At 73.0% G+C, this 23,752-nt stretch carries 17 protein-coding genes; 4 read left to right on the top strand and 13 right to left on the bottom strand.

What is annotated here, in order from left to right; all coding sequences use genetic code 11:
• The first annotated feature begins 131 nt into the window (after window positions 1-131).
• The 3 genes from DNL27_RS11645 to DNL27_RS11635 all read left to right on the top strand — a co-directional run bounded on the left by DNL27_RS11645 (window position 132) and on the right by DNL27_RS11635 (window position 3,854).
• Complete coding sequence (locus DNL27_RS11645; protein ID WP_112235645.1) at window positions 132-653, top strand: DUF664 domain-containing protein; 522 nt, start codon at window positions 132-134, stop codon at window positions 651-653.
• Between the two features lie 132 nt (window positions 654-785).
• Window positions 786-2,438 (top strand): peptidoglycan DD-metalloendopeptidase family protein, encoded by a 1,653-nt coding sequence (locus DNL27_RS11640; RefSeq protein WP_112235644.1) that lies wholly within the window; start codon window positions 786-788, stop codon window positions 2,436-2,438.
• 234 nt (window positions 2,439-2,672) lie between these two features.
• Window positions 2,673-3,854 carry an NAD(P)/FAD-dependent oxidoreductase gene (locus DNL27_RS11635; protein WP_112235841.1) on the top strand — a complete coding sequence of 394 codons (1,182 nt, stop codon included), beginning with the start codon at window positions 2,673-2,675 and terminating at the stop codon, window positions 3,852-3,854.
• Between the two features lie 201 nt (window positions 3,855-4,055).
• Here DNL27_RS11635 and DNL27_RS11630 read toward each other — a convergent pair whose 3' ends face one another.
• The 5 genes from DNL27_RS11630 to DNL27_RS11610 form a co-directional block, all read right to left on the bottom strand.
• Window positions 4,056-5,342 (bottom strand): cytochrome P450, encoded by a 1,287-nt coding sequence (locus DNL27_RS11630; RefSeq protein ID WP_112235643.1) that lies wholly within the window; start codon window positions 5,340-5,342, stop codon window positions 4,056-4,058.
• Between the two features lie 36 nt (window positions 5,343-5,378).
• On the bottom strand, window positions 5,379-6,599 hold the full coding sequence (locus tag DNL27_RS11625; RefSeq protein WP_112235642.1) for an MFS transporter: 1,221 nt from the start codon (window positions 6,597-6,599) through the stop codon (window positions 5,379-5,381).
• Window positions 6,600-6,947: 348 nt separating this feature from the next.
• Entirely contained in the window at window positions 6,948-8,177 is a 1,230-nt protein-coding gene (locus DNL27_RS11620) for a DUF4097 family beta strand repeat-containing protein (protein ID WP_112235641.1), read from the bottom strand.
• Window positions 8,178-8,185: 8 nt separating this feature from the next.
• Window positions 8,186-8,842 carry a response regulator transcription factor gene (locus DNL27_RS11615; RefSeq protein WP_012399222.1) on the bottom strand — a complete coding sequence of 219 codons (657 nt, stop codon included), beginning with the start codon at window positions 8,840-8,842 and terminating at the stop codon, window positions 8,186-8,188.
• Between the two features lies 1 nt (window position 8,843).
• Entirely contained in the window at window positions 8,844-10,709 is a 1,866-nt protein-coding gene (locus DNL27_RS11610) for a sensor histidine kinase (protein WP_239494378.1), read from the bottom strand.
• Between the two features lie 495 nt (window positions 10,710-11,204).
• On the opposite strand from DNL27_RS11610, the gene DNL27_RS11600 reads away from it, so the two are divergent.
• Entirely contained in the window at window positions 11,205-12,533 is a 1,329-nt protein-coding gene (locus DNL27_RS11600; protein WP_112235640.1) for an acyltransferase, read from the top strand.
• Here the strand turns inward: DNL27_RS11600 and lysX are convergent.
• The 8 genes from lysX to DNL27_RS11560 form a co-directional block, all read right to left on the bottom strand.
• Complete coding sequence (gene lysX, locus DNL27_RS11595) at window positions 12,508-15,807, bottom strand: bifunctional lysylphosphatidylglycerol synthetase/lysine--tRNA ligase LysX (protein WP_112235639.1); 3,300 nt, start codon at window positions 15,805-15,807, stop codon at window positions 12,508-12,510. The two genes, DNL27_RS11600 and lysX, sit on opposite strands and share 26 nt — an antisense overlap.
• 116 nt (window positions 15,808-15,923) lie before the next feature.
• Window positions 15,924-16,976, bottom strand: a complete 1,053-nt coding sequence (locus DNL27_RS11590; protein WP_239494375.1) for an alpha/beta fold hydrolase — start codon at window positions 16,974-16,976, stop codon at window positions 15,924-15,926.
• Window positions 16,977-17,002: 26 nt separating this feature from the next.
• On the bottom strand, window positions 17,003-17,647 hold the full coding sequence (locus DNL27_RS11585; RefSeq protein WP_012399217.1) for a GntR family transcriptional regulator: 645 nt from the start codon (window positions 17,645-17,647) through the stop codon (window positions 17,003-17,005).
• Window positions 17,644-18,552 (bottom strand): formyltetrahydrofolate deformylase, encoded by a 909-nt coding sequence (purU, locus tag DNL27_RS11580; protein ID WP_112235637.1) that lies wholly within the window; start codon window positions 18,550-18,552, stop codon window positions 17,644-17,646. The genes DNL27_RS11585 and purU overlap by 4 nt, the downstream gene beginning before the upstream one ends.
• 58 nt (window positions 18,553-18,610) lie before the next feature.
• The gene (locus tag DNL27_RS11575) at window positions 18,611-19,300 is read right to left on the bottom strand and encodes a sarcosine oxidase subunit gamma (protein ID WP_012399215.1); all 690 of its coding nucleotides are present in this window, start codon (window positions 19,298-19,300) and stop codon (window positions 18,611-18,613) included.
• Window positions 19,293-22,205, bottom strand: a complete 2,913-nt coding sequence (locus tag DNL27_RS11570; protein ID WP_112235636.1) for a sarcosine oxidase subunit alpha family protein — start codon at window positions 22,203-22,205, stop codon at window positions 19,293-19,295. The genes DNL27_RS11575 and DNL27_RS11570 overlap by 8 nt, the downstream gene beginning before the upstream one ends.
• Entirely contained in the window at window positions 22,202-22,495 is a 294-nt protein-coding gene (locus DNL27_RS11565; RefSeq protein ID WP_012399213.1) for a sarcosine oxidase subunit delta, read from the bottom strand. Before DNL27_RS11565 ends, DNL27_RS11570 begins: the two co-directional genes overlap by 4 nt.
• A gap of 35 nt (window positions 22,496-22,530) precedes the next feature.
• Complete coding sequence (locus DNL27_RS11560; RefSeq protein ID WP_112235635.1) at window positions 22,531-23,748, bottom strand: sarcosine oxidase subunit beta family protein; 1,218 nt, start codon at window positions 23,746-23,748, stop codon at window positions 22,531-22,533.
• Window positions 23,749-23,752 lie beyond the last annotated feature (4 nt).

The following is a 23,752-nucleotide window of genomic DNA, read 5'->3' as shown; positions in this document are numbered from 1 at the left end:
CTGACGGTGAGCGGGCGGCGTCGTGCCCGGAACCCGCCCTGCACGGGCCGCGCCCACCCCTCCCGCGTTCCGCACCGCGGTCGTACAGTGGGAGGTGGATCACACGGAACCGATGCGGAATCAGGTGGAACATGGGTGCTCGGGAACTGGTGGCGGACGCGGCGCGGCGTCCCGTGGAGGCGGCGGAAGCCGCCGTGGAGGGCGTCTCCGCGAAGGTGCTCAACCGCATGCCGGACGGCACGCACAACTCCATGTCCTGGTTGCTGTGGCACGCGGCCCGGCAGCAGGACGCGCAGATCGCGCAGCTGTGCGGGGCGGAGCAGATCTGGACCGCCGAGGGGTGGAGCGACTCCTTCGGCCTGGACCGGGCCGTGGGGGACTTCGGCTTCGGGGACGGCCCCGAGCAGGTGGCGGGCGTGCGCGTGGAGGACCCGGGGCTGCTGGTGGGCTACCTGCGCGCCGTGTGCTGCGCCACCGCACAGTACGTCGGCTCGCTCGACGACGCCGCTCTGGACGAGGTGGTGGACGAGTCCTGGGACCCGCCCGTCACGCGCGGCATGCGCATCGTGTCCACCATCGACGACGCCGTCCAGCACGTGGGCCAGGCCGCGTACGTCCGCGGGCTGGTCTCCGACTGGTCCGGGCGGTACTGACCCCGTCATCTGCGCACATCCACGTCCATGAACCTTCATGAACAGTGGGAGTTCGCCTAGACTCGCCCTAGTGACCACCGGCGCACGGGCTCACGGCGCCGAGGTCCATCACGGGGAGGAACGATCGCACCCATGGCTCGTTCACGCGCACGCTCATCCGCCACCAGGGGTCCGTCCATGGCGCTGGTGGCGTTCACCTCGTTCTCCCTCCTGGTGGCCGGCGGCGTCGCATTGAGCAACGGCACCGAGGTGGCTCCCTGGCAGCCGGCCATGGCACACGACGCGAACGGCCCCCAGCGCGCCGGCGCCCCGGCCCGCGCACAGGACGACGCCGCCGCGCGGCCGGCCGAGCTCTCCCTGTTCGCCTCGCGGCCGGACCGCGCCGCCATCGACTCCGCCCGGGACGCCTCCCTGGTGGCCCTCAGCAGCACCGCGCCCTCCGCGGGCGGCGGCCACGGCGGCAACGGGCGCGGAGGCCCGCGCAGGGCCACGGTGCCCCCGGTGACCACAGCGGAGCACGCGCCGCCCGTGTTCGACGGCAAGTTGCCCGTCAACACGCTGATCGCCCCCGCGCAGCCCGTGATCGTGCTCAAGGGCGGCGAGTTCGGGTGGCGCACCGCCCCGGACACCGGTCAGCACGAGCTGCACAACGGCACGGACATCTCCGCCCCCGAGGGCACCCCCGTGGTCGCGGCCCTCGACGGCACCGTGACCGCGGTGTTCTGGGACGTGTGGGGCGGCAACCGTGTGGAGGTCTCCCACGCCAACGGCATGAAGACCACGTACAACCACCTGAGCAGGATCATGGTGCGCGAGGGGGACACCCTCAAGGCCTCCGAGCAGCTCGGCGAGGTGGGCCACACCGGCATGCGCGTGACCGGACCGCACCTGCACTTCGAGACCTGGGTGGGCGGCGAGGTCGTGGACGCGCAGTCCTTCGACTGGAAGACCGGCAAGGACATCATCCGCGCCTCACGCCCCGCGTACTCCACCGCGGACCAGGCCCCTGCCACGCCCCCGGGCGGCGGCACGCACCGTGCACCCTCCCCGTCGAAGGGCGGGAAGGGCACCGACGAGGTCGTGGCGCTGGGCGGTCAGAGCCCCAAGGCCAAGGACGCCCCGAAGAAGTCGACGGCGGGGCAGGGGAAGAAGCCCTCCACGGGCCCCCGCACACCGGCTCCCACGGGCGGGAAGGGCTCGCAGAAGCCTGCACCGTCCACCTCCTCGAAGCCCAGGCCCTCGACCCCGGCGCCCACCCGGCCGGGGACCGGCCACCCGACGCAGCCCAAGCCCACGCAGCCCGAACCGACGAAGCCTCAGCCGACGCAGCCTGAGCCCAAGCCCACGCAACCCAAGCCCACGCAACCCGAGCCCAAGCCCACGAATCCCGGGACCCCGCCGTTGGATCCGCGCACGGCGCCCATCGACACGCTGACCACCGCGCAGCAGCTGCACCAGCGCACGCAGTCGGTCCTGGCCGCACACCTGCAGCTGGGGGCCGGGGACCAGGCAAAGGCGTACGTGATCGGATCCCCGCTGGAGTCCCAGCTGCAGGCGCTCGTGACGCGCTCCGTGGCCCTCAAGCTCCCCGCGGAGGATCCGTACGTGGCCCAGCTCAACGCGGCGCACCGCGCGGTGGTGGCCGCCGCCAAGGCTCCCCAGGACGCAAAGGCTGCGACCGCGAAGCTGCAGGCCCTGCAGGAGATCGCCACCCGCACCCCGCCCTACACCCCGCCCGCGGCGGCATCGGACGCGGTGCCCGCACCTGCCGCCCCGAACCGGTGAACCTGTGCCGGTGATCCCAAGCCGGTGATCACCGGCGCGTGACCCCCGCCCTGCTCCGGGGGCTGCGGCGGTGGGCTCCGTCCCTGCCTTCCCGTGCTCTAGCGAGCCCGCGAGCGCCCACCGGGCCGGCCGACCGGCAGACCCGCAGCCCGTTCCGGGACCCCCTGCCCCGGTGCTAGCCTGCCTCCACGGAGCGCCGCGGAGGGCGGTCCGACCGGAGAAGGGGACGTGCGCGTGCGCGAGATCGTGGTCATCGGGGGCGGCAACGCCGGGTTGAGCTGTGCGGCGCGGATCCTGCGCCGGAGGACGGGCGAAACGGCGCGGGTGACCGTGGTGGAGCCGAGCCCCACCCACACCTATAGCCCTCTGCTCTCCTACGTGGGGTCGGGCATGGCCGGTCTGAGCAGCGTGTGCAAGGCCCAGCGGCGGTACATGCCCTCCGGAGCCCGGTGGCTCCGTGCCCGTGTCACGCGGGTGGATCCGCAGGCCCGCACGGTGGCGCTCGACGACGGCACCGAGCTGGACTACGGCGACCTCGTGGTGGCCCCCGGCATCGCCCCGGACCTCGACCGCGTGCCCGGCCTGACCGAAGCCCTTAACGGCCCGCACGCTGCCTCCAACTACATCACGCAGCTCGCGCCCAAGACCTGGGACCTGATGTCTGGGCTGCGCGGGGGCACGGCAGTGTTCACGGTGCGTTTCGACGATGCCGCGTGCGGCGGTGTGGGCTACAAGCCCTTGTTCATGGCGTGCGACCACTGGCGCCGCACCGGGGTGCTGGAGGACCTCCGCGTGCGGGTGGTCGTGGAGGCGCCCGAGCTGTTCCCGGAGCCCCGGGTGGCCGGGCACATCGCGGACGCCCTGCGGCGCTACGGCGTGGAGGCCGTCCTGGACGCTCGCATCGAGTCCGTGGACCCGGAGGCCAGGGCTCTGCGCATCACCCGCAACGGGGCGCCGGAAACAGTGGAGTACGACGCCCTGCACGTGGTTCCCCCGCACCGCGCCCCGGCGTGGATCGTGGACAGCGGGCTCGCGGACGACGGCGGGGCGGGCCGGGTGGCCGTGGACCCCGAGACGCTGCGGCACGTCCGCTTCCCGCACGTGTGGTCCCTCGGGGACGCCGCCGGGCTGGGCGTGATGTCCTCCGGCGGGGCCATCCGCAGCCAGAGCCCGGTGCTCGTGCACAACCTCTTCGCGGCGGGCCCGGCACAGTTCCAGCGCTACGACGGCTACACCGTGGCACCCATCGCCCTGTCCCGGCGCACGCTGCTGCTCGCGGAGGTGGACCGGCAGCTGCGCCCGGAGCCCTCGTTCGGCGTGCGGGACCTCGCCAACCCTCGCCCGTGGACGTTCCTCTTCGACCGCTGGCTGCAGCCCGCCCTGTACTGGAAGGGCATCCTGCGCGGCCTGATCTGAGGCGGCCCGGCCCCTGGTCCCGGGCCACGACGCCGCCGCGAGACTCCAACGCAAGACCCCCACGTGGGGCTTCCACGCCACGTGGGGCACCCTCGTGAAAGACCCGCGCGAGCCGCCCGGCGGCGTCGTCCGGGGCCGTGCGTGGCGGGGCGGTGCGTGCTGGGGCGGCGCCGGGACCGTGTGGGCCCGGCGCCACCGCGCTCAGCGGGTGGTGCGGACCCGCACCCCGGTGACCGGGCGGGTCAGCATGTGGGTCCACGAGAACGTGAGGTCGTCCTGGTCGCTCGGCAGCTGGACCTCCGGCCGGCACAGCGCCACCACGGCGGCGGAGAGGGACGTGACCGCGATCTTCTCGCCGGGGCAGCGGTGGCCCGTGCGGACCTCAGCGCCGCCCTGGGGGATGAACGTGGTGATCGCCTCGGCGTCCTCGACCCCCAGGAAGCGCTCGGGGTCGAACGTGGCCGCGCGGTCCCAGGACGTCGGATCCGTGTTGGTGCCCAGGATGTCCAGGACCACGCGCTCCCCCTTGTGCACGGGGCAGCCCTGGATCTCGGTGTCCTGTGTGACCTCCGCGGGGAGCATGGGCACGAACGGGTAGACGCGGCGGACCTCCTGCGCGAAGGCCACGGCCTCGGGGACGTCCAGCAGGGTGCCGCCGCGCTGCTCGGAGGCGGCGCGGATGCGCTCGACCCACTCAGGGTGCTCCACCAGGGCGGTGGCCGCGAACGCGGCGAAGCGGGCCACGGCCACGTTCGGGCGGGTGAGGTTCTGCAGCTCGATGCCCGCGGTCTTCGCGTCCACCAGCTCGCCGTGCTCGTCCACCAGGGCGGCCATGTGCGCGAGCACGGAGTCCTCGGGTGCGTTGACCTTGCCCGCGCGCACGTCCTTGATGAGCGCGGCGAAGCGGCGGTCCAGGGAGATCCGGTCCAGCCGGGACACCAGGTGCGTGGCGGGGCGCCCGAAGGTGTCCAGCAGGCGGCTCATGCGGCGGGCCCAGCGGTCCATCTCCGGCACGCCCCACTGCAGACCGGCCCACCGGAAGGACGCGCGGCCGAAGGCGATGGCGGTGCTGTCGTAGACGTTGTCGCCGTCCTTCCACCGCGCGACGAGGTTCTCGAGCTCCTCCGCCACGAAGGGCTTGTAGGCCGCCACGCGCTCGTCCTCGTAGGCCATGTCCGCGAGCTGGTTCTTGCGCACCCGGTGGGCCTCGCCGTCCAGCCCGTGCACGGCGCCCGCACCGAAGAGCGGCCCCTGCACGACTCCGGGCATGGCGCCGTGGCGCCGCACGCGGGAGGTGTCGTAGAAGAGCTTGACGCCCTCCTCGCCGCGGACCAGGACGGTCTGCTTGCCCAGCAGAGGCATGCGGACGGGGCACCCCGAGTCGGAGGAGAGGCCCGCGCGGCGTCGTGCGCGGGAGGCGAAGAGGTAGCCGGAGCGGAGTAGGGACGGGCCCTGCTCGGAACGGGTCTGACCGAACGGTGAAGTCATGACCCCAGTATGACCCCGAGCACGGACACGCTCGGCTCAGGAGCGGGCGCGCACGCGCAGGGCACCGGCGAAGCAGAACGCCAGCACGCCCATGAGCGGGAAGACGAGCAGCGCGGTGCGCAGTCCCACGGCGTCCGCGAGCAGGCCCACGAGCGGCGGGGAGGCCACGAAGACGATGCGCATGCACCAGCTCACGAGCGTGAGCCCCGTGCCCGGCTTCAGGCCCGGCGCGTGGTCCGCGGCGGCGTAGGCGGTGGGGACCATGGTGGCGCAGCCGAACCCGGCCAGGGCGAAGCCCACCAGGGCTAGCCAGGGGGCGGGGGCGAGCGCCACGGCGCCCAGGCCCACGAAGATCAGCACCCCGCCGATGCGGGTGACCCGCACGGCACCGAGCGCGTCGATGAGCCTGTCCCCCAGGATGCGACCCACGAACTGGGCGCCCACGAGGCTCACGTAGCCCAGCCCCACCATGGCCACCGGCGCGGTGAGCGCGTCCCGCAGGTACACGGCGGACCAGTTGGAGCCCACGTCCTCCACGAGCACCCCGGACATCGCGACCACGGCGATGGGCAGCAGGGCGAGCAGGGCGGCGCCCGTGCTTTTGGGCAGGCGGGGGAGGCCGGCGGTGTCCACGGGGACGTTCTCGGCCTGGGCGGCGGCGTGGGCCTCGTGGTCGTCCGGGACCGCCCAGCGCAGCGCCACCACGGCCACCGCGGAGAACAGGACGGCGCTCGTGAGGAAGTGCCACACCAGGGGGACGTGCAGGGCCGCGGCCGTGGTGCCCATGAGCCCGCCGATCACGGCACCCACGCTCCACAGTGCGTGCATGGAGTTGATCATGGACGTGCCCGCGAGACGCTGGACCCGCAGGCCCTGCGCGTTCTGGGCGGTGTCCACCACGGCGTCCAGCACCCCGGCGATGAACAGCCCCGCGCCGAACACCGCGAGCACGGGAACGGACCCGGCCACGAACACGGCCGCGGCCAGGAGCACGGAGCCTACTGCGGCGGTGCGGGCCGTCCCGAAGCGCCGCAGCACGGGGGCAGGCAGCGGACCGGCCACTACCCCGCCGATCGGGAACGCGATCACCGCGAGTCCGTACGCGGCGTTCGAGAGCTCGAACATGTCCTTGATCTCGGGCAGCCGCGGCAGCAGGTTGGAGAAGATCGCGCCGTTGGTCAGGAAGAACAGGGACGCGGCGAGCCGGGCGCGGCGGATGCGCGTCCGGTCCAGGGCTGCGGGATCGGTGGAGGTCACCCGACCAAGTTACGGGGCGCGCCACGGTCCCCGTCATCCGGGGTCACCGGTGCTTCCCCTCCCGCCAGGGCCCGGCCGCGGGACGACGCCGCGCGCCCGCCTTCGCCTCGTGGGGCCGGCCCGCGCCTCGCCGCAGGACGACGCCGCCCGGCCGCCTCCGTCTCCCAGGGCGGGCCCGCGCGACCGATGGGGGCGGTCCCGCACCATGAACGGGGGGCGGGCCCGCACGACCGGCGGGGAACGGGCGTGGCGCGGGGCGGGAAGCGGACAGGGAAAAGCCCCGCGGCCCGCCTGGTCAGCGGTGCCGCGGGGCGCCCGTCCGGGGCCCGTACGCCCCGGACGGGAGATCTACTGCTCCCGGGCCGGAGCGGTGGTCACTGCCGGGGTCGGGGAGCCCGAGGAACGGGGGGAATCCGACGACCTCAGGGAACCGGGGGAGTTCTCCGTGGGCTCCTGCCAGTCGCCGTTCCGCGAGTCCACGGTTCCGGAGTCCCGCACGTCCACCGGCGTCCCCTTCAGGAACAGGCAGGGCCGGCCCTTGGGCGCGGCGTCGCACTTGGAGTCCGCGTCGTACTCGGTGCTCCGCGCCCCGCCCTGGGTGGCGGCCTGCAGGCCCTCGTCCGAGTTCCACGAGTCACCGTTGCCCCACGAATTCCCGGCGTACTCGGAGCCACCGGGGGTGGTCGTGCGCGGATGGTGGGGATCCGCGACGTCGTGCTGGCTGCTCTGCGGGTACCAGTAGTCCGCGCCGGGCATGTCCACCCCGTACGCGCCGGTGGTCGCGGTGACGGAGGTGCGGTGCGGGGCGGGGCCCTGGGCCTCGACGAGCGCCATCCCCAATGTCACGTGGGCGTCAAGGCGGTTCTTCACACGCACCCCGTCCAGCACCACCTGCCCGGTGGTCGCCCGGGCGTCCAGCACGGAGGCCTTGACGTCCGTGGCCGTGACCGAGCCCATCTCGGAGAAGGCGGAGACGTCCTGGTAGGTACCCTGCACGTTCACTGCGCCGCTCGTGCTGGAGATATCCAGGGAGGCTGCGGGGGCGTCCTGCGGGACGACCACCGAGATCTGCCGGGGACCGGTGGCCCACGCGGACTCCTCCTGTGGCACGGCGTCCAGGCTCAGCACGCCGTTCTCGACCGTGGGGGTGATCTGGTGATCGGGCAGCCACCAGCCAGTTTCGTGCCACTGCACCTCCACGTGCTCCACGGTGGGGCTCGTGGTGACGTTCACCGTGGCGGTGCGGGTGTCCACGCGGATCTTCTTGATGGCGGAGGCTGCGGTCCAGGAACCGTCGCGCTCCTGCGTCAGGGCCAGCGCCGCCGCCGTCCCGGCGCCGCCCAGGACCAGCCCGAGGGCAACCACCCCGCCGAGGACGGCGGTCGCGGTGTTCCACGCGCGGCGCTCGCCGCGGGACATGGGACGGTCGTGGGGCTCGTGGGACGCCCCGCTGAGGTGCCCCGCGCCGAGCGGCGCCGCGTTCGGGAGGTCCTGCGGAGGGCGGCCGTCGCCGGGAAGGCCCGCGGGCGGCGTCGTCGAGGAGGAAGAGGATGAGGGATCGGGAAACTGTGTGCTCATGACGTGTCCTAGAGAGAGTGGTCCGAGTAGCCGAGGTACTTGAGAACGGCCAGGACCCTGCGGTTGCCGGTCTCGCAGATGACGCCCAACTTGGCGAAGATCGAGCCGATGTGCTTCTCCACGGCCGACTCGGTGAGGTAGAGGTTCGCGGCGATCGAGGCGTTGGACAGCCCCTGCGCCATGAGGCCCAGCACCTCGCGTTCGCGCGGGGACAGCAGCTCCATGTCCTCGCGGCGCCGGGAGCGCACCAGGATCTGGGTGAGCACCTCCGGGTCCAGCACGGTGCCACCGGAACCCACGGTCTGCACCGATTCGAGGAACTGGTCCACGTCCGCCACACGGTCCTTGAGCAGGTAGCCCAGGCCCTCGCGACGGGACGCGATCAGCTCGGACGCGTAGCGCTCCTCCACGTACTGGGACAGCACCAGCACGGCCACCTCCGGGTGGGCGGAGCGGATGAGCACGGCGGCGCGGATGCCCTCGTCGCTGAACGTGGGCGGCAGCCGCACGTCCACCAGGGCGAAGTCCGGGCGGTGCTCCTCCACGGCCTTCACAAGTCCCTCGGCGGTGTCCGTCTCGGCCACCACCTGGTGCCCGGCGTCCGTGAGCAGGCGCACCAGTCCGGCGCGCAGCAGCACGGCGTCCTCGGCGATCACGATGCGCATCTCAGTACTCCTCTCCCGCTGTGGGGTACGCGTTTCCGGCCGCGGGGTACGACGACGCCGCCCCGCCCGTTCCCTGCCCCGGCCCACCGGAGGTGCCCGGTGCGCTCGCGCCCCCGTGGTGAGCGGCGTGGTCCGTGCCGGCTGTGCTCCGCGCGGTGCGGGGCGCGGTGGGGCCGGTGAGGGGCAGCTCCACGATGATCTCCGTGGGGCCGCCGGCCGGGGAGTCCACGAAGAACCGGCCGCCCGCGGAGCGGATGCGGTCCTGGATCCCGGACAGGCCGCCGCCGGGGACCACCCGGGCGCCGCCGCGGCCGAAGTCGCGGACACCGGCCACCACCACGCTCGTGCCGGGGGCCGCGCCGTTCTGCAGGGACACGGCCACGTCCGCAGAGAGGGTGCCGGAGTACTTGACGGCGTTGGTGAGGCTCTCGGAGACCGCGAAGTAGATGGCGGCCTCGGTGCGCGGCTCCAGCCGGGGGACCGTCACGGAGACGTCCACGGGGAACGGGGCCTGCGCGGCCACGGCGGACAGGGCGGCGTCGAGCCCGCGGTCCTCGAGCACAGCGGGGTGGAAGCCGCGGGCGAGGCGGCGCAGCTCCGTGATCGCGGCCTTGGTGGTGCCGTGGGCCTCCGCCACGAGCTGCTTGGCGGCGGCGGGATCGGTGTCGATCCGGGAGGAGGCCATCGAGAGGTTCATGGCCACCGAGACCAGCTGCGGCTGGACGCCGTCGTGCAGGTCCCGCTCGATGCGGGAGCGCTCGGTCTCCGCGCCACGGACTGCTGACTCCTTGGCGGCGGACTCGTGCTCGGCGCGGCGGCGGGCCTCCAGCGCCTCACGGCGCAGCCGCATGGACTCGCTCTGGCGCAGCAGCCCGGCGGAGAGCCCGCGGTGGGCCAGCGTGGCCAGCAGGCCGAGCAGCACGCTCAGCACCACCGCGGCCACGGCGAGCACCACGGCGGCCCACTCGGGCAGGTCCCCGACGGCGGCCAGGGCCTGGCGCACCACGGAGTCGTCGGGAGCGTAGAGCGGGGCGAGGGCGAGCGCGGTGCCCGCGCCCACCGTGATGAACGGCAGCAGCGCGAGCCAGCCCAGCGCGCACGTGAGCACCAGGTGGAGCAGCCCGAGCCACAGGGAGCCGTCGCTGAGGTCCAGCCACACCTGGTGGGGCCAGCGCACCCAGTCCCTGCGCGGGCTGCGCCGCCGCCGGGGATCGCGGATGTCCAGGCCGAACGAGGACGCCGAGCGACGCCGCTCCAGCCACACCGCCGCCATCATCACGTACACCGTGCCCGCGAGCACGAGCACGCCCGCGCCCAGGAACGGCAGGGTGGCGATGCCCGCCACGAGCAGCCCGAACACCAGGGTGATCAGCGCCGCGTTCAGCACCGAGTCCACCACCAGATCCAGGGTTCCGAAGAACAGGGGTTTGGGGGAGAACATCCGCCACTCCCGCGGGGCGGGGGCCTCGGTGGTCGGCGCGCCTCCGGTCGGAGTGCCGCCGTTCACGCCTCCGCCGCGGTTCATGCCCACGCCATGGTGCACGCCCCCGCCGGTGTTCACCGCGCCGCCGTGGGTGACGACGCCGCCCGCACGGGTTCCCGGCGCCGGCAGCGCCTCGGTGGGCTGCTCGGTTCCGGAGGGCCGCGTCCTGCCGGTGGGCGCGGGGCGGCCGGGGGTGTCGTCCCGGCCGTGCTCCCGGCCCTGCCCGCGCGGGGCGTCCTGCTCCCGCTCCTCGGGCAGCAGCAGGCTGCTCGGGGGCAGGGGCCGGGTGGCCTCCGCGGTGGGTTCGAGGTGCTCCGTGGTGTCCTGCGCTGTGTGCCGCGGTGCGTCCCACGGCGGGGTGGAGTTCGTGGCTCGTGTGCTCATGGCCTCCACGCTACGGACACCCCGGCCCGCGGCGCGCGAGTGCTGGCCACCGGGTCGGGGTGGGGTTTTCCCCACCTCGACCCGTGGGGCCCGAGGTGGGTGCGAACCGTCCGGCGCACGGGGTGGTGCAGGCGAACACGTGGAGGTGGCGGGACTGCACAGTCGCGCAAGCAGGGCCACCGGGCCTCGCAGCGCCTTACAGTGTGATCCATGCCCCAGCACGCCCCGGACACCTCCGGCCCGCGCTCCGCCGCTGCGCCCACGCCGGCCCCAAGCCCCTCCGGCCCGCCCTCCGCCGCTCCGCCCACGCCGGCCCCAAGCCCCTCCGGCCCGCCCTCTGCTGCTCCGAACGCGTCGGCCTCTCGCCGCGCTGGCACGCCCCCCGTGGCTCCGCCCGCGCCGGCCCTGCACCCCGCCAGCCATCCTTCGGTCGCGTCGCCCGCACCGGCACCGAGCCCCATCGGCTCGCGCCGCGCACCCGCAGGCGACGCCGCCATGACGCCTCCCGAGCGCGACCCCGCCGTGGACGCGGCCCGCGTGGGGTGTGTGATCGCGGTGGTGTGCATCCACATCCTCATGGTCACCATCACCAGGGATCCCGCCTCGGGGGAGATCCGCTCGGTGCTCGTGCCCACGCTGCAGCCCTGGTACTGGTGGGCCACGTGGGTCTTCCAGATCATGCCCCTGTTCTTCGTGGTGGGTGGGGCGGCCGCGGCGGGGGCGTGGCGGCGTCGTCGTGCGCGGGGCGTGGCCGCGGGAGAGTACGTGCGCGAGCGCACCCTGCGGCTCGTGCAGCCGGCCGCGGTGCTGTGGGGAGCTCTGGCCCTCGGCGCGGGGGCCGCGCTCGTGGCGGGCGCTCCGTACGAGCTCGTGGGCTTCGCGCTGTCCGGGATGGGGATGGCGCTGTGGTTCCTCGCGGCCTACCTGATCTGCCAGGCGCTCACGCCCTTGTTCATGCGTATGCATGAACGCATGGGGTGGGTGTGGAGCTGGTTCCTGCTCTCGGGCACCGTGGCCGTGGACCTGCTGCGGATGGCCACCGGGCAGCAGTGGTGGGGGCTGCTCAACATGGTGTTCGTGTGGCCGCTCGTGCAGCAGCTCGGGTTCTTCCGCGCGGACGGCTGGTTCGCCGCGCGGTCCCGGGTGGTGCTCGTGGCGCTCGCCGCCGGGTGCTACGCGCTGCTCGGGCTGTGCGTGGCCTCCGGGGCCTACGTGCCGGACATGCTCACCAACCTCAACCCGCCCACGGTGTGCATGGTGCTGCTCGGGGTGGCGCAGGCGTGCCTGCTGGAGGTGCTCTCCCCGGCACTGCGGAGGCTCATGCGGTGGCGGTCCGCGCAGGCGGTCGCGTCCGTGGTGGGCACGCGGGCCCTGACCATCTACCTGTGGCACCTGCCGCTGGTCGTGGCGGTCATGGCCGTGTGGTTCCTGGCCGGTGGCCCGGACCCCCTCCCCGGATCGGCCGGGTGGTGGTGGCTGCGGCTGCCCCTCGCGGTGCTGTGCTGGGCGGTGGTGCTCGTGGTGGCCGCTGCGCTGCGTCGGGTCGAGGCGGCGTCGACCGCCCCGTGGGGATCCCGCCCGGTGGCGCTGTCCTCCGCCGCGGTGGCCGTGGCGGTGGTGTGCGCCGCGGTGCCGCCGCTGTGGGAGATCGTCACGCTGCTCACCATGCCCCTCACGGTCGCCGGGGCGGCGGGATCTGCGCTGGCGGTGGTGCTGCTGCGCACCGGGCGGGTGCCCTCGGCCGCCACCCGCGGGAGGAACCCGTGGGCGGCAGCCGTCTCCGGTGAGGAGGAAACCCTCAGCGCTGCTCGTTGGGGCGGGTGAACGGGAACGCCAGGGTGGCGCGGATGTTGGTGCCCGTGAGCATCATGATCATCCGGTCCACGCCGATGCCCAGGCCACCCGTGGGAGGCATGGCGTACTCCAGGGCGGTGAGGAAGTTCTCGTCCACCTCCATGGCCTCCGGATCGCCGGCGGCGGCCTTGTAGGACTGCTCCGTCAGGCGGTTGCGCTGGTCCACGGGGTCCACGAGCTCCGAGTACGCGGTGCCGATCTCCGCGCCGAACGCCACCAGGTCCCAGCGCTCCGAGAGCTTCGGGTCCGTGCGGTGCGTGCGCGTCAGCGGGGAGGTCTCCAGCGGGAAGTCCGTGTAGAACACCGGCAGGGTGGTCTGGCCCTCCACGAGCTCGTCGTAGAGCTCCAGGACCACTTCACCGGCGGTCATCTCCTCGCTCCAGTGCACGCTGTGCGCTGAGGCCACCGCCCGCACCTCCTCCAGCGGGGTGTGCGAGGTCAGCAGGGTGCCGGTGGCCTCGGAGACCGCCTGGTGCACGGGGATCACGGGCCACTCGTGGTCCAGCCGGATGCGGGTCTCCCCGCCGTTGCCGTCCGGGCGCACGGCCACGGGCTCGCCGTGGATCGCGGTGGCCACCTCGATGATGAGGTCCCGGGTGAGCACCCGCATGGTGTTGTAGTCGCCGTGCGCCGCGTACGCCTCCACGGAGGTGAACTCGGGGTTGTGGGTGGCGTCCGCGCCCTCGTTGCGGAAGTTGCGGTTGAGCTCGAAGATCTTGTCCATGCCACCCACGCACAGGTGCTTGAGGTACAGCTCCGGGGCGATGCGCAGGTAGAGGTCCGCGTTGTAGGCGTTGATGTGGGTGCGGAACGGGCGGGCGCTTGCTCCGCCGTGCACGGCCTGCAGCATGGGGGTCTCCACCTCCATGTAGCCGCGCTCCATGAAGGACTGCCGCATGGCCGCGATGCCGCGCGAGCGGGCGCGCAGCAGCCGTGCGGAGTCCTTGTTCACGATCAGGTCCAGGTAGCGCTGGCGCACGCGCGCCTCCGGGTTGGTGAACCCGGTGTGGTCGCTCGGCACGGGGCGCAGGGACTTGGAGGCCATGGCCCAGGAGGTCGCCAGCAGGGAGGGCTCCCCGCGGCGGCTGCGGCCAAGCGTGCCGGTCGCGGAGATGTGGTCCCCCACGTCCACCGCGCGCCGCCACAGGCTCAGCAGCTCGGGGCTCACGGCGGAGTCCTCCAGGATCACCTGCAGCCGCACGTCGTGCTCCTCGATCACGGCGAAGACGACGCCGCCGAAGTCACGCAGCTCGCGCACGCGCCCTCCCAGCGAGACGGGCTCGGCGACAGTGGCCTCTGCGCCCTCCTCGATGATCTGCCGTGCCCGTTCCAGGGACATCGTGTAGGGCACGCCCACGGGGTAGGGCTCCATCCCGGCCTCGCGCAGCAGATCCAGCTTGGCGTGGCGGACCCGCTGCTGCTCGGTGAGGTGGCGCACCGGGCGGGGCGGGGTGAGCAGCTCGCGGTCCTGCGCGATGGCGAGGTCCGCGAGGGGGGTGGGAGCGCCGTCGGGCCCGGTCAGCAGGGCCTCGCCATCGTGACCGGGCCGCGGCGGACGGCCCGGGAGGAAGCCCTCGGCGCGGCCCGCGGCGATGCCGATGTAGGGCAGGTTGGCGGTGGAGTCGTAGCAGACGAAGCGCGCATCCCAGCGGGGCAGGTACTTGGCGTTGGCCTCGTAAAGCGACTCGAGCTGCCAGAAGCGGTTGCCCCACGTGAGCACGCGGTCCGCGAGGCGCACGCCGATGCCCGCGCCCACCTTGTCCGCGCCGGTGAACACGGAGCGGAACATCGCGAAGTTCAGGGAGATCTCCCGCACGCCAAGATCCCCGCCCTCCTCGGCGAGGGTGGCCACCATGGCCTCGTTGACGCCGTTGGGGGCCTGCGTCGAGCGGCGCATCAGGTCCAGGGACAGGCCGCGGGTGCCCCACGGCACGTAGGACTGCAGGGCCACGATCTGCCCGGAGGCGTCCCGCACGAGCACCGCCACGCTTCGCCTGTCCGTGCGGTCCGCGAGGCGGTTAAGGGCCATGGAGAAGCCGCGGTCCGCCTCGTCCCCGCGCCACTGCTCGGAGAGGTCGATGATCTGCTGCATCGTGGCGGCGTCCAGCTGGCTGTGGCGCTCGGCGGTGACGGTGCAGCCGGCCTCGCACACGCGGGCGACCGCGCGCTTGACCGGGCGCATGGCCCGGCCCTCCAGGGTGAAGGACTCGGTGTCGAGCACGGCCTCGTCCCCGAGCGGGCGGGCCTTCAGGCCGGCCTTGATGTACGCGCGGGCGCCGGTCTCCGAGGCGGAGAGCACGCCCATGCGCCACGCGTGCACGCGGCCCTCGCGCTGCCACGCGGCAATGGCGTCCTGCCACGCGTCCGGGTGGCCCAGGGGGGCCCCGGAGGCCAGGCACACGGAGCCGATCACGCGGTAGGACACGGCGGCACGCCCGTCCGCGGAGAAGATCACGGACTTGTCCCGACGGGTGGCGAAGTACCCCAGGGAGTCCTGGTTGCCGTTCGTGGCGAGCAACCGGCGCACGTGCAGCTCGTCCTCCGGGCCCATCACCTCGGAGCGCTGCGCGGACTGCGTGAAGCTCCACACCGCGTAGAACAGCACGGCGGCACCCAGCACGCCGCCCAGCGTTGCGAGCCAGTGCGGTCCCGCCGAGCCGTCGGAGATGCTGCGCGGCAGGGACAGCCCCGTGACGCTGCGGAAGGAGAACCACAGGTGCTCGATGCCGTGCAGGTGGCTGGGGATGAACCAGGAGACGGTGGAGACCAGGACGATCACCAGGGCCAGGCCTTCCACGAGGGTGAGCAGGGCCTGGCGGGTGGCGCCGTGGCGCATCCGTGCGGGGAAGTCGCGGCGGCGCACGACGAACGCCACGATCCACGCGAGCGTGACCACGCAGCCCACGCTGAGCAGCACCCAGTCCAGGGCGTCCAGCTCACCCTCCAGCGAGTCCGAGACCAGCACGACGCCCGTGAGCACGTACACGAGCATCTCCACCGCCAGCACGGCCAGGGACACGAACCACGCGATCCGCAGCCTGCGGCGCAGCGCGGCGCCCACGATGAACAGGCTCAGTGCGAGGAACAGGTTGGGCCCGGCCGGGACGCCGAGCGCGGTGAACGCGTCGTCCACCAGGTAGAGGGCCTCACCGCGGGGGAACGGGATGGAGACGAGGGACCACAGGGAGGCCAGGAACACCAGGGTGCTGGCCAGCCGTGGCAGGTGGTCGTGGGTCTTGTCCATCTACGTCACTTTCTGCACGCGGTGGCCAGGCACCGGGCACGGCGGCGTTCGCATCGGTTCTCGGAGTCCTTGTTATCACGGGTGGGCCGCGCAGGAAGCGTTCTGGTGGCCAGAGATCATGGCGCCAGGTGCGGGAGCACGAGCTCGAGCAGGCGGGGGACCACCAGGGGGTGCACCTGGTGGCCCATGCCGGGCACGGTCTCGAAGCGCGCCCCGGGGATCGCCCGGGCCGTGGCGGGCCCGCCGTCCGGGCGCACGATCCTGTCCCGGTCCCCGTGCAGCACGAGCGTGGGGGCGGTGATCGAGCGCAGCTGCGGGGTGCGGTCCCCGGAGGCCCGGATCGCGCCGATCTGACGCCGCATGGCCGAGGCCTCGTGACGCGGGTCCAGGCTGCGCCGCCAGTGCGTCTGCGCCAGGTGGCGTTCGTACCCAGGGTCCACGGGGAACCCCGGGCCGGCCAGGTGCCGGGACATGACCATGCGTGAGCGGACGTACAACAGGCGGGTGCGGGCCCCGGGCAGGGCCAGCATCGCGGCCGTGGACGCCGCCACCGAGCCCACGGAGGGGTCACCGGTGGTCGAGCACAGGAACACGAGCCGCCGAACCCGCTCCGGGTGGTGGGCGGCCAGGGCCTGCGCAATCATCCCGCCCAGCGAGAACCCGAGGACGTCCGCGCGCGCCACGCCCAGCACCGCCAGGGCGTCGGCGACGTCGTCGGCCATGTCCTCCACCGTGTACTGCCCCGCGGGCAGGTACCCGCTCAGCAGCTGGCGGGCCGTGGGAGGGGCGCTGGTGGCGCGGAACGAGCGCCCCGTGTCCCGGTTGTCCACCCGGAGCACGCGGTGCCCGTGCGACGCCAGAGCGTCCACGAACGCCTCCGGCCACGTGGTCAGGTCGAAGCCCAGCCCGGTGATCAGCACCACCGGGCGGCCGTCCCGGGGGCCGTCCGTGCGCACGCACACGAACCGCTCGTCGTCCAGATGCACCGTGCGCTCCACCCCGTCCGTTCCCGTCCCGGTGGGGGCAGGCGGAGACGGGGCGTGCCGGGCGTAGGGCCCACGTGCAGCGTCGTCCGCGGGGCGCGGGGCGCCTCCCGGGGCCGGCGGGTGCGGGCGGCGACGACGCCGCTCGGCCGGCTCGCGGCCCGCGGGTCCGGGACGTGGGGTCATGCCCCCGAGTCTAGGGAGGGTGCGGTTCACAGCACCTGCCGGATCTGCTCCTCGAAGTCCTGCACGTGGTGGCGCATGACCTCGGTGGCGGTCTCCTCATCCCCGTCGAGCACCGCGCGCAGCAGGGTGGTGTGGATGTCGATGTGCCCGCGCAGCTGCGGCACCCGGTCCGCGGCCACGCACCAGATGCGGGTGGCCAGGTTGCTGTAGCGCTCCAGGGTGGCCTGCAGGTGGGCGTTGCCCGCGGCGGCGTACACCGCGCGGTGCACGTGCAGGTCCCAGCGCAGGGCGTTGTCCTGGCGCAGCTCGTCGTCCGAGAGCGTGGAGAGCTCCTGGACCAGTGCCTCCAGCTGCTCCCGTTCCCGCCCCCCACGACGCGCCGCCGCCGTGCGGGCGGCGAGCGGTTCGAGCACCTCGCGCACCTGCGAGATCTCGGACAGGGCGGTGATGTCTACGGGGGTCGCGAACGTGCCCCGGCGCGGGTACGTGACCACCAGGTGCTCGGACTCCAGCCGCTTGATCGCCTCCCGCAGCGGGGTGCGGCCCAGCTCCAGCTCGACCGACAGGCGTGCCTCGTTGAGCGGCAGCCCCGGGGCGATGTCCAGGAAGATCAGCCGGTCCTGCAGCTGCTGGAACGCCTGCTCGGCCAGGGAGGCCGTGGGGCCTGTCATCGCAGCACCACCGTCTTGGCGCCGTGCAGGATCACCCGGCCCTCGCAGTGCCAGCGGACGGCGTCCGAGAGCGCCTTGCACTCGGTGTCCCGGCCGGCGGCCACGAGGTCCTCGGGGCCGTAGGCGTGGTTCACCTCCACGACCTGCTGGGTGATGATCGGGCCCTCGTCCAGCTCCGCGTTGACGTAGTGGGCGGTGGCGCCCACGGTCTTGACCCCGCGGTCGTAGGCCTGGTGGTAGGGCTTGGCGCCCTTGAAGGACGGCAGGAACGAGTGGTGGATGTTGATCACGCGCCCTTCCATGCGAGTGGCCAGGGAGTCGCTGAGCACCTGCATGTACCGGGCCAGCACCACCAGGTCCACCTCGAAGCGGTCCACGAGGTCCAGCAGGCGGGCCTCGGCCTCCGGCTTGGTGTCCTTGGTGACGGGCACGTGGAAGAACGGGATGCCGTGCCACTCCACGAGGCGCTGGTGGTCCAGGTGGTTGGACACCACGGCCACGATCTCCACCGGCAGCTCCCCGGTGCGGGCGCGGAACAGCAGGTCGTTGAGGCAGTGCCCGAACTTGGAGACCATCACGAGCACCCGGCGCTTCGCTCCGTGCTCGTGCAGTTCCCACCGCATCCCGAAGCGCTCGGCCACCGGGGTGAGGTCCTCCCGCAGGCTCTGCTGGTCCAGCGCCGCGCCCTCGGTGGGAGCCATGTGCACCCGCATGAAGAAGTGCCCCACCCGGCGGTCGTCGTACTGGGTCAGCTCCACGATGTTGGCCCCGTGCTCCAGGAGCACACCGCTCACGGCGTGCACGATCCCGGGCTGCTCGGGGCAGTCGAGGGTCAGCACCAGTTCGGGGGTGCGGGGCTCGGCGCCGGGGGCCGCTGCGGACGTCACGGGCTGCGGGGTGCTCACGGGCTCTCCTCGGGGTGGGGTGCAAAGGGGGCGGGCGGGCTGGCCGACCGGTCCCGTGTCAGGGGATCTCGGGGGACCCGAACTCGATCATGGCATCCAGGAGCCACTGGGCGGTGTACTGCGCGAAGGAGGCGCGCGGCATGATCCGCCACTGCTGCTCCCCCGTGCGCCAGAGAAGCACCTGCACGGGACCCAGCGTGGTGGACACGGCCCGGCCCACGGGGAACTCCCGCGGGTGAAGGTCCATGGGGCAGCCCTTCTCGAGCGTGGCGCGCGCCGAGGGTCCGCTGAGCTCCAGCGTGGTCCGGTTGGCGGAGAGGTCCACCACCTGACCGCGGGCGCCGGACTCGGCGAGCACCCGGGCCAGCCGCACGATCAGCGGGTGGGTGGACAGGCTCGGCAGTGCACCGGGTTCGCGCTCGTGGTCCGCGAGCTCGGCGGGGACCACGGTCTCGTCCGGCGCCACGAGCAGGAACTCGTCCGGGCCCTGCCACAGCAGCGCGGTGGCCTCCGTGGCGCCGCTGACGTCCCCGGGTCCCGCGGGCAGGTCCAGCCCGACGACGTCGCACAGTGCCTCCGCTGCCCCCGTCCCGGGGCTCACGCGGATCCCCGCCATGGCCAGGAACGGGATCTCCCGCAGGCTCACGCCCCGGGCGCCGTCCACGGAGCCCTCGCGCATGGCCTCGGCCAGTGGTTCGAGCGGGCTGTGGTGCAGCCCGGTGATGTCGGTGGTGGGTGACTCAACCATCTCGGCGGTTCCCTTCGGGGTCGTAGATGACGGGTTCGGCGATCGTGACGTCCACCAGCGTGCCGTCGAGCGGGGCCTGGAGGGTCTCGCCGATGCGCTGGCGGCCGTTCTCCACCAGTGCAAGACCGAACGTGCGGTCCAGGGCCGCGCTGCGGTAGGCGGAGGTCACGTGCCCGACCATGGGCACGGGGCCCTGCTCGGGCGTCACGGGGGTGCCCGCCGCGATCAGCTGCGCGCCCTCCGGCAGGCGGGTCACACGGTCCGTGGGCAGCACGGCCACGAGCTGCTTGCGCTGCGGGTCCGTGGCCGAGGGGCGGTCGTAGGAGCGCTTGCCGATGAAGTCCTTGGTCTTGGACACCACCCACTCCATGCCCAGGTCCTGCGGGGTCACGGTGCCGTCGGTGTCCTGGCCCACGATGGGGAAGGCCTTCTCCGCGCGCAGCACGTGCATGGTCTCGGTGCCGTACGGGGTGATCCCGAACTCCTCACCGGCGGCGAGGACGTCCTCCCACACGGACAGCCCGTACCACCCGGACACGTTGACCTCGTACGCGAGCTCGCCCGAGAACGAGATCCGGCAGATCCGCGCCGGGACCCCCGACGCGAGCACGGTCTCCCGGAACGCCATGAACGGGAACGCGTCCTGGGAGACGTCCAGCTGCGGTGCGAGCTTGGCGATCACGTCCCGGGACCTCGGACCGGCCACGGCCACCGTGGTCCACTGCTCGGTCACGGACGTGAAGGTGACGTCCAGCTCGGGCCACTCCGTCTGGGACCACTCCTCGAGCCACTCGAGCACCGCGGCGGCGTTGCCCGTGGTGGTGGTCATCAGGTAGCGGTCCTCGTCCAGGCGCAGGGTCACGCCGTCGTCGAAGACCATCCCGTCCGGGGTGCACATCACGCCGTAGCGGCCCATGCCGGGCTTGAGCTTCTTGAACGCGTTCGTGTACACGCGGTTGAGGAACTCCCCGGCGTCCGTGCCGCGGATCTCGATCTTGCCCAGCGTGGTGGCGTCCATGAACCCCACGGAGGTTCGCACGGCCGCGCACTCGCGCAGCACGGCGGCGTCCATGTCCTCACCAGGCTGCGGGTAGAACCACGGGCGCTTCCACTGCCCCACGTCCTCGAACTCGGCGCCGTGCGCCACGTGCCACGGGTGGACCGGGGTCAGGCGTGCGGGGTCGAAGAGCTGCCCGCGGCGTCGTCCGGCCAGCGCCGCGAAGGCCACGGGTGTGTAGGGCGCCCGGTAGGTGGTGGTGCCGAAACCGCCCACGTCCTGCTGGTTCAGCGCCGCGGCGATCACGCCGATGGCGTTGACCGCGGAGGTCTTGCCCTGGTCGTTGGCCGTGGAGATGGAGGTGTAGCGCTTCACGTGCTCCACCGAACGCATTCCCGCACCCACGGAGCGCAGCACGTCCGCGACGGTCTGGTCCCGCTGCAGGTCCACGAAGTGCCGGTCCCAGTCCTGCTCCGCGCCGGGCCCGCTCGGGACCAGCCACAGGGGGTGGGTGGGTGTGATGGGCGTGGCGGCGGCGTGGGGAACCCGGGGCGTGCACGCGAAGCCCGCGTCCTGGGCGGCCTGAGCGCCCGCGCGGGCACCCTCGGCGAGGCACCCGGCAAGGTCCAGGGTGCCGTTGACCGCGCCGGCTGTCTGCTGGTCGCGCACCGCGCCCGCAGGCACGAAACCGGCGAGGTCCTCGTCCCAGCGCAGCCGGCCCTGACGCTGACTGTGCAGGTGCACCACGGGGCTCCAGCCCCCGGCGACGGCCAGCAGGTCCGCCTCGACGCGCTCCGGTTCGCCCACGGGCTGGTCCGCGGCGTCGAGCGCGGTGACCAGCACGGCGCTCACGCGCCCGTCCTCGGCGCTGCCCTCGGTGCCGCACACGGCGCTGCCGGTGCGCACCGCCACGCCGGTCTCGCGGGCCACGCGCTGTGCGGTGTCCGTGAGGTCGGGGCGGGAGTCCACCACGGCGGCCACCTCCACACCGGCGGCCACGAGATCCGCGACGAGGTCGTAGGCGGAGTCGTTGGTGGTGGTAACCACCGCCCGGTGGCCCGCGGTGACCCCGTAGCGGTTGAGGTAGGTGCGCACGGCCCCGGCGAGCATGATCCCGGGGCGGTCGTTGTCCGCGAACACTAGCGGACGCTCGTGCGCGCCGGTGGCCAGGACCACCTGGGCCGCCCGCACGTGCCAGACCCGCTGCCGGGACACCCCGGGACCGGGATCACGCGTGAGGTGGTCGGTGCGCCTCTGCAGGGCCACCACGTAGTTGCTGTCGTAGCTGCCGAAGGCCGTGGTGCGTTGCAGCACGGTCACCTCGGGCTGCGCGGCGAGCTCCTCGGCGCACTGCCGCGCCCACTGCCACCCGGGCACCCCGTCCACGACGTCCTCCGGGCGGCTCAGCAGCGATCCGCCCGGGCGCGTCTGCTCGTCCATGAGCACCACACGGGCCCCGGAACGGGCCGCTTCGCGGGCCGCGGCGAGTCCCGCCGGGCCCGCGCCGACCACCAGCACGTCCGTGTGGACGTTCCTGGTGTCGTAGTAGGCGCCGTCCCGTGCGGGGTCCAGAGGGCCCTGTCCGCTGACGAACTCCGCCACCATGGCCTCGGTGAGCTCCACCGTGGGGGCGGGCAGCATGGACTCGGCGACGTCGCGCGGCGTGCGCGGCTGGACCGTGACCAGGGCATTGGGCTCCTCGACCCCCGCGCTCACGATCCCGCGCGGGCGCCCCAGGTACATGGAGTCCCCGCAGCGGATGTGCCCGGCGGCCAGCAGTGCGGACGCGAGGGTGTCACCGGGGTGGCCGGTGTACTGCTTGCCGTCCACGGTGAAGGACAGCTCGGTGCCGCGGTCGATGCCCGTGCCCTCACGGACGGACGCGGGACAACGGTTCGATGCGCTCATCGCGTGCCTCCTGGTTCCTGCTCGGGGGCGTTCTCGCCCATGCGGTAGACGGCCGTGATCTCGTACGTGGCGGTGTCCCGGACCACGTTGAACCAGCGGCGGCACCCCACCGTGTGGGCCCAGCGCTCCTTGAGCAGGCCCTTGGGGTTGTTGCGGTAGAAGAGGTACTCGGCCCACTCCCGGTCCGAGAGCTCGGAGGGGTCCTCCGGGTAGGGCACGTGGGCCTCACCGCCGTAGTGGTACTCGGTCTCGTCGCGCGGCCCGCAGTAGGGGCATTCGATCAGCAACATGGGGATTCACTCCTGACGGGTGTTGCGGGTCTCGGTCAGTGGGCCACGGCGGCGGCGCCGTGCTCGTCGATGAGCACACCGGTCTCGAAGCGCTCCAGGCAGAACGGCTCGTTGAGGGGGTGCGGCTCGTCGGTGGCGATGGTGTGCGCGAAGGAGTAGCCGGCGCCGGGCGTTCCCTTGAACCCGCCCGTGCCCCACCCGCAGTTCACGTACATCTGCTCCACCGGGGTCTTGGACACGATCGGGGAGGCGTCCAGGGTGATGTCCACGATCCCGCCCCACGTGCGCAGCACGTGGGCTCGCGCGAACACCGGGAACAGCTCCACGGCGGCGGCCATCTGCTCCTCGATCACGTGGAACGCCCCGCGCTGGCCGTAGCCGTTGTAGGCGTCCACACCGGCACCCATGACCAGTTCGCCCTTGTGGGCCTGGGACACGTACACGTGCACGTGGTTGGACATCACCACGGTGGGGTGCACCTTCTCGTGCAGCTCCGAGACGAGCGCCTGCAGCGGGTGGGACTGGATGGGCAGCCGGAACCCGGCCAGCTCCGCGAGCACCGAGCTGTGGCCGGCGGCGCACAGGCCCACCTTGCCGGTGCTGATCCGCCCGCGGGAGGTCTCCACGGTCACCACGCGGTCGCCGTCCTTGACGAAGCCGGTGACCTCGCAGTTCTGGATGATGTCCACGCCCATCTCGTCGCACTTGCGGGCGAACGCCCAGGCCACGTGGTCGTGCTTGGCGATGCCCGCGCGCGGCTGGTAGGTGGCCCCCATGACCGGGTAGCGCAGGTCGTCGTCGATGTTGATGATCGGGCACAGCTCCTTGACCTGCTGCGGGTCGATCCACTCGGCGTCGATGCCGTTGAGCTTGTTGGCGTTCACCCGGCGCACGGACTCACGGACGTCCCCGAGGGTGTGGGCCAGATTCATCACCCCGCGCTGGGAGAACAGGAAGTCGTACTCCAGCTCCTCCGGCAGCCCCTCCCACAGCTTCAGCGAGTGCTCGTACATGGCCGCGGACTCGTCCCACAGGTAGTTGGAGCGGATGATCGTGGTGTTGCGCGCCATGTTCCCGCCGGCCAGCCACCCGCGCTCTAGCACCGCCACGTTCGTGATGCCGTGGTTCTTGGCCAGGTAGTAAGCGGTGGCCAGCCCGTGGCCGCCGCCGCCCACGATCACGGCGTCGTAGGAGGGCTTGGGGTCCGGGTTGTGCCACAGGAAGTCCGGGTGCTCCGGGAGCAGGTCGGCCATCGGG

It is taken from the genome of Kocuria sp. BT304 (genome assembly GCF_003290245.1).
GTDB classification, from domain to species: domain Bacteria; phylum Actinomycetota; class Actinomycetes; order Actinomycetales; family Micrococcaceae; genus Kocuria; species Kocuria rhizophila_A.
This window is presented reverse-complemented; position numbering and strand designations above follow the sequence as displayed.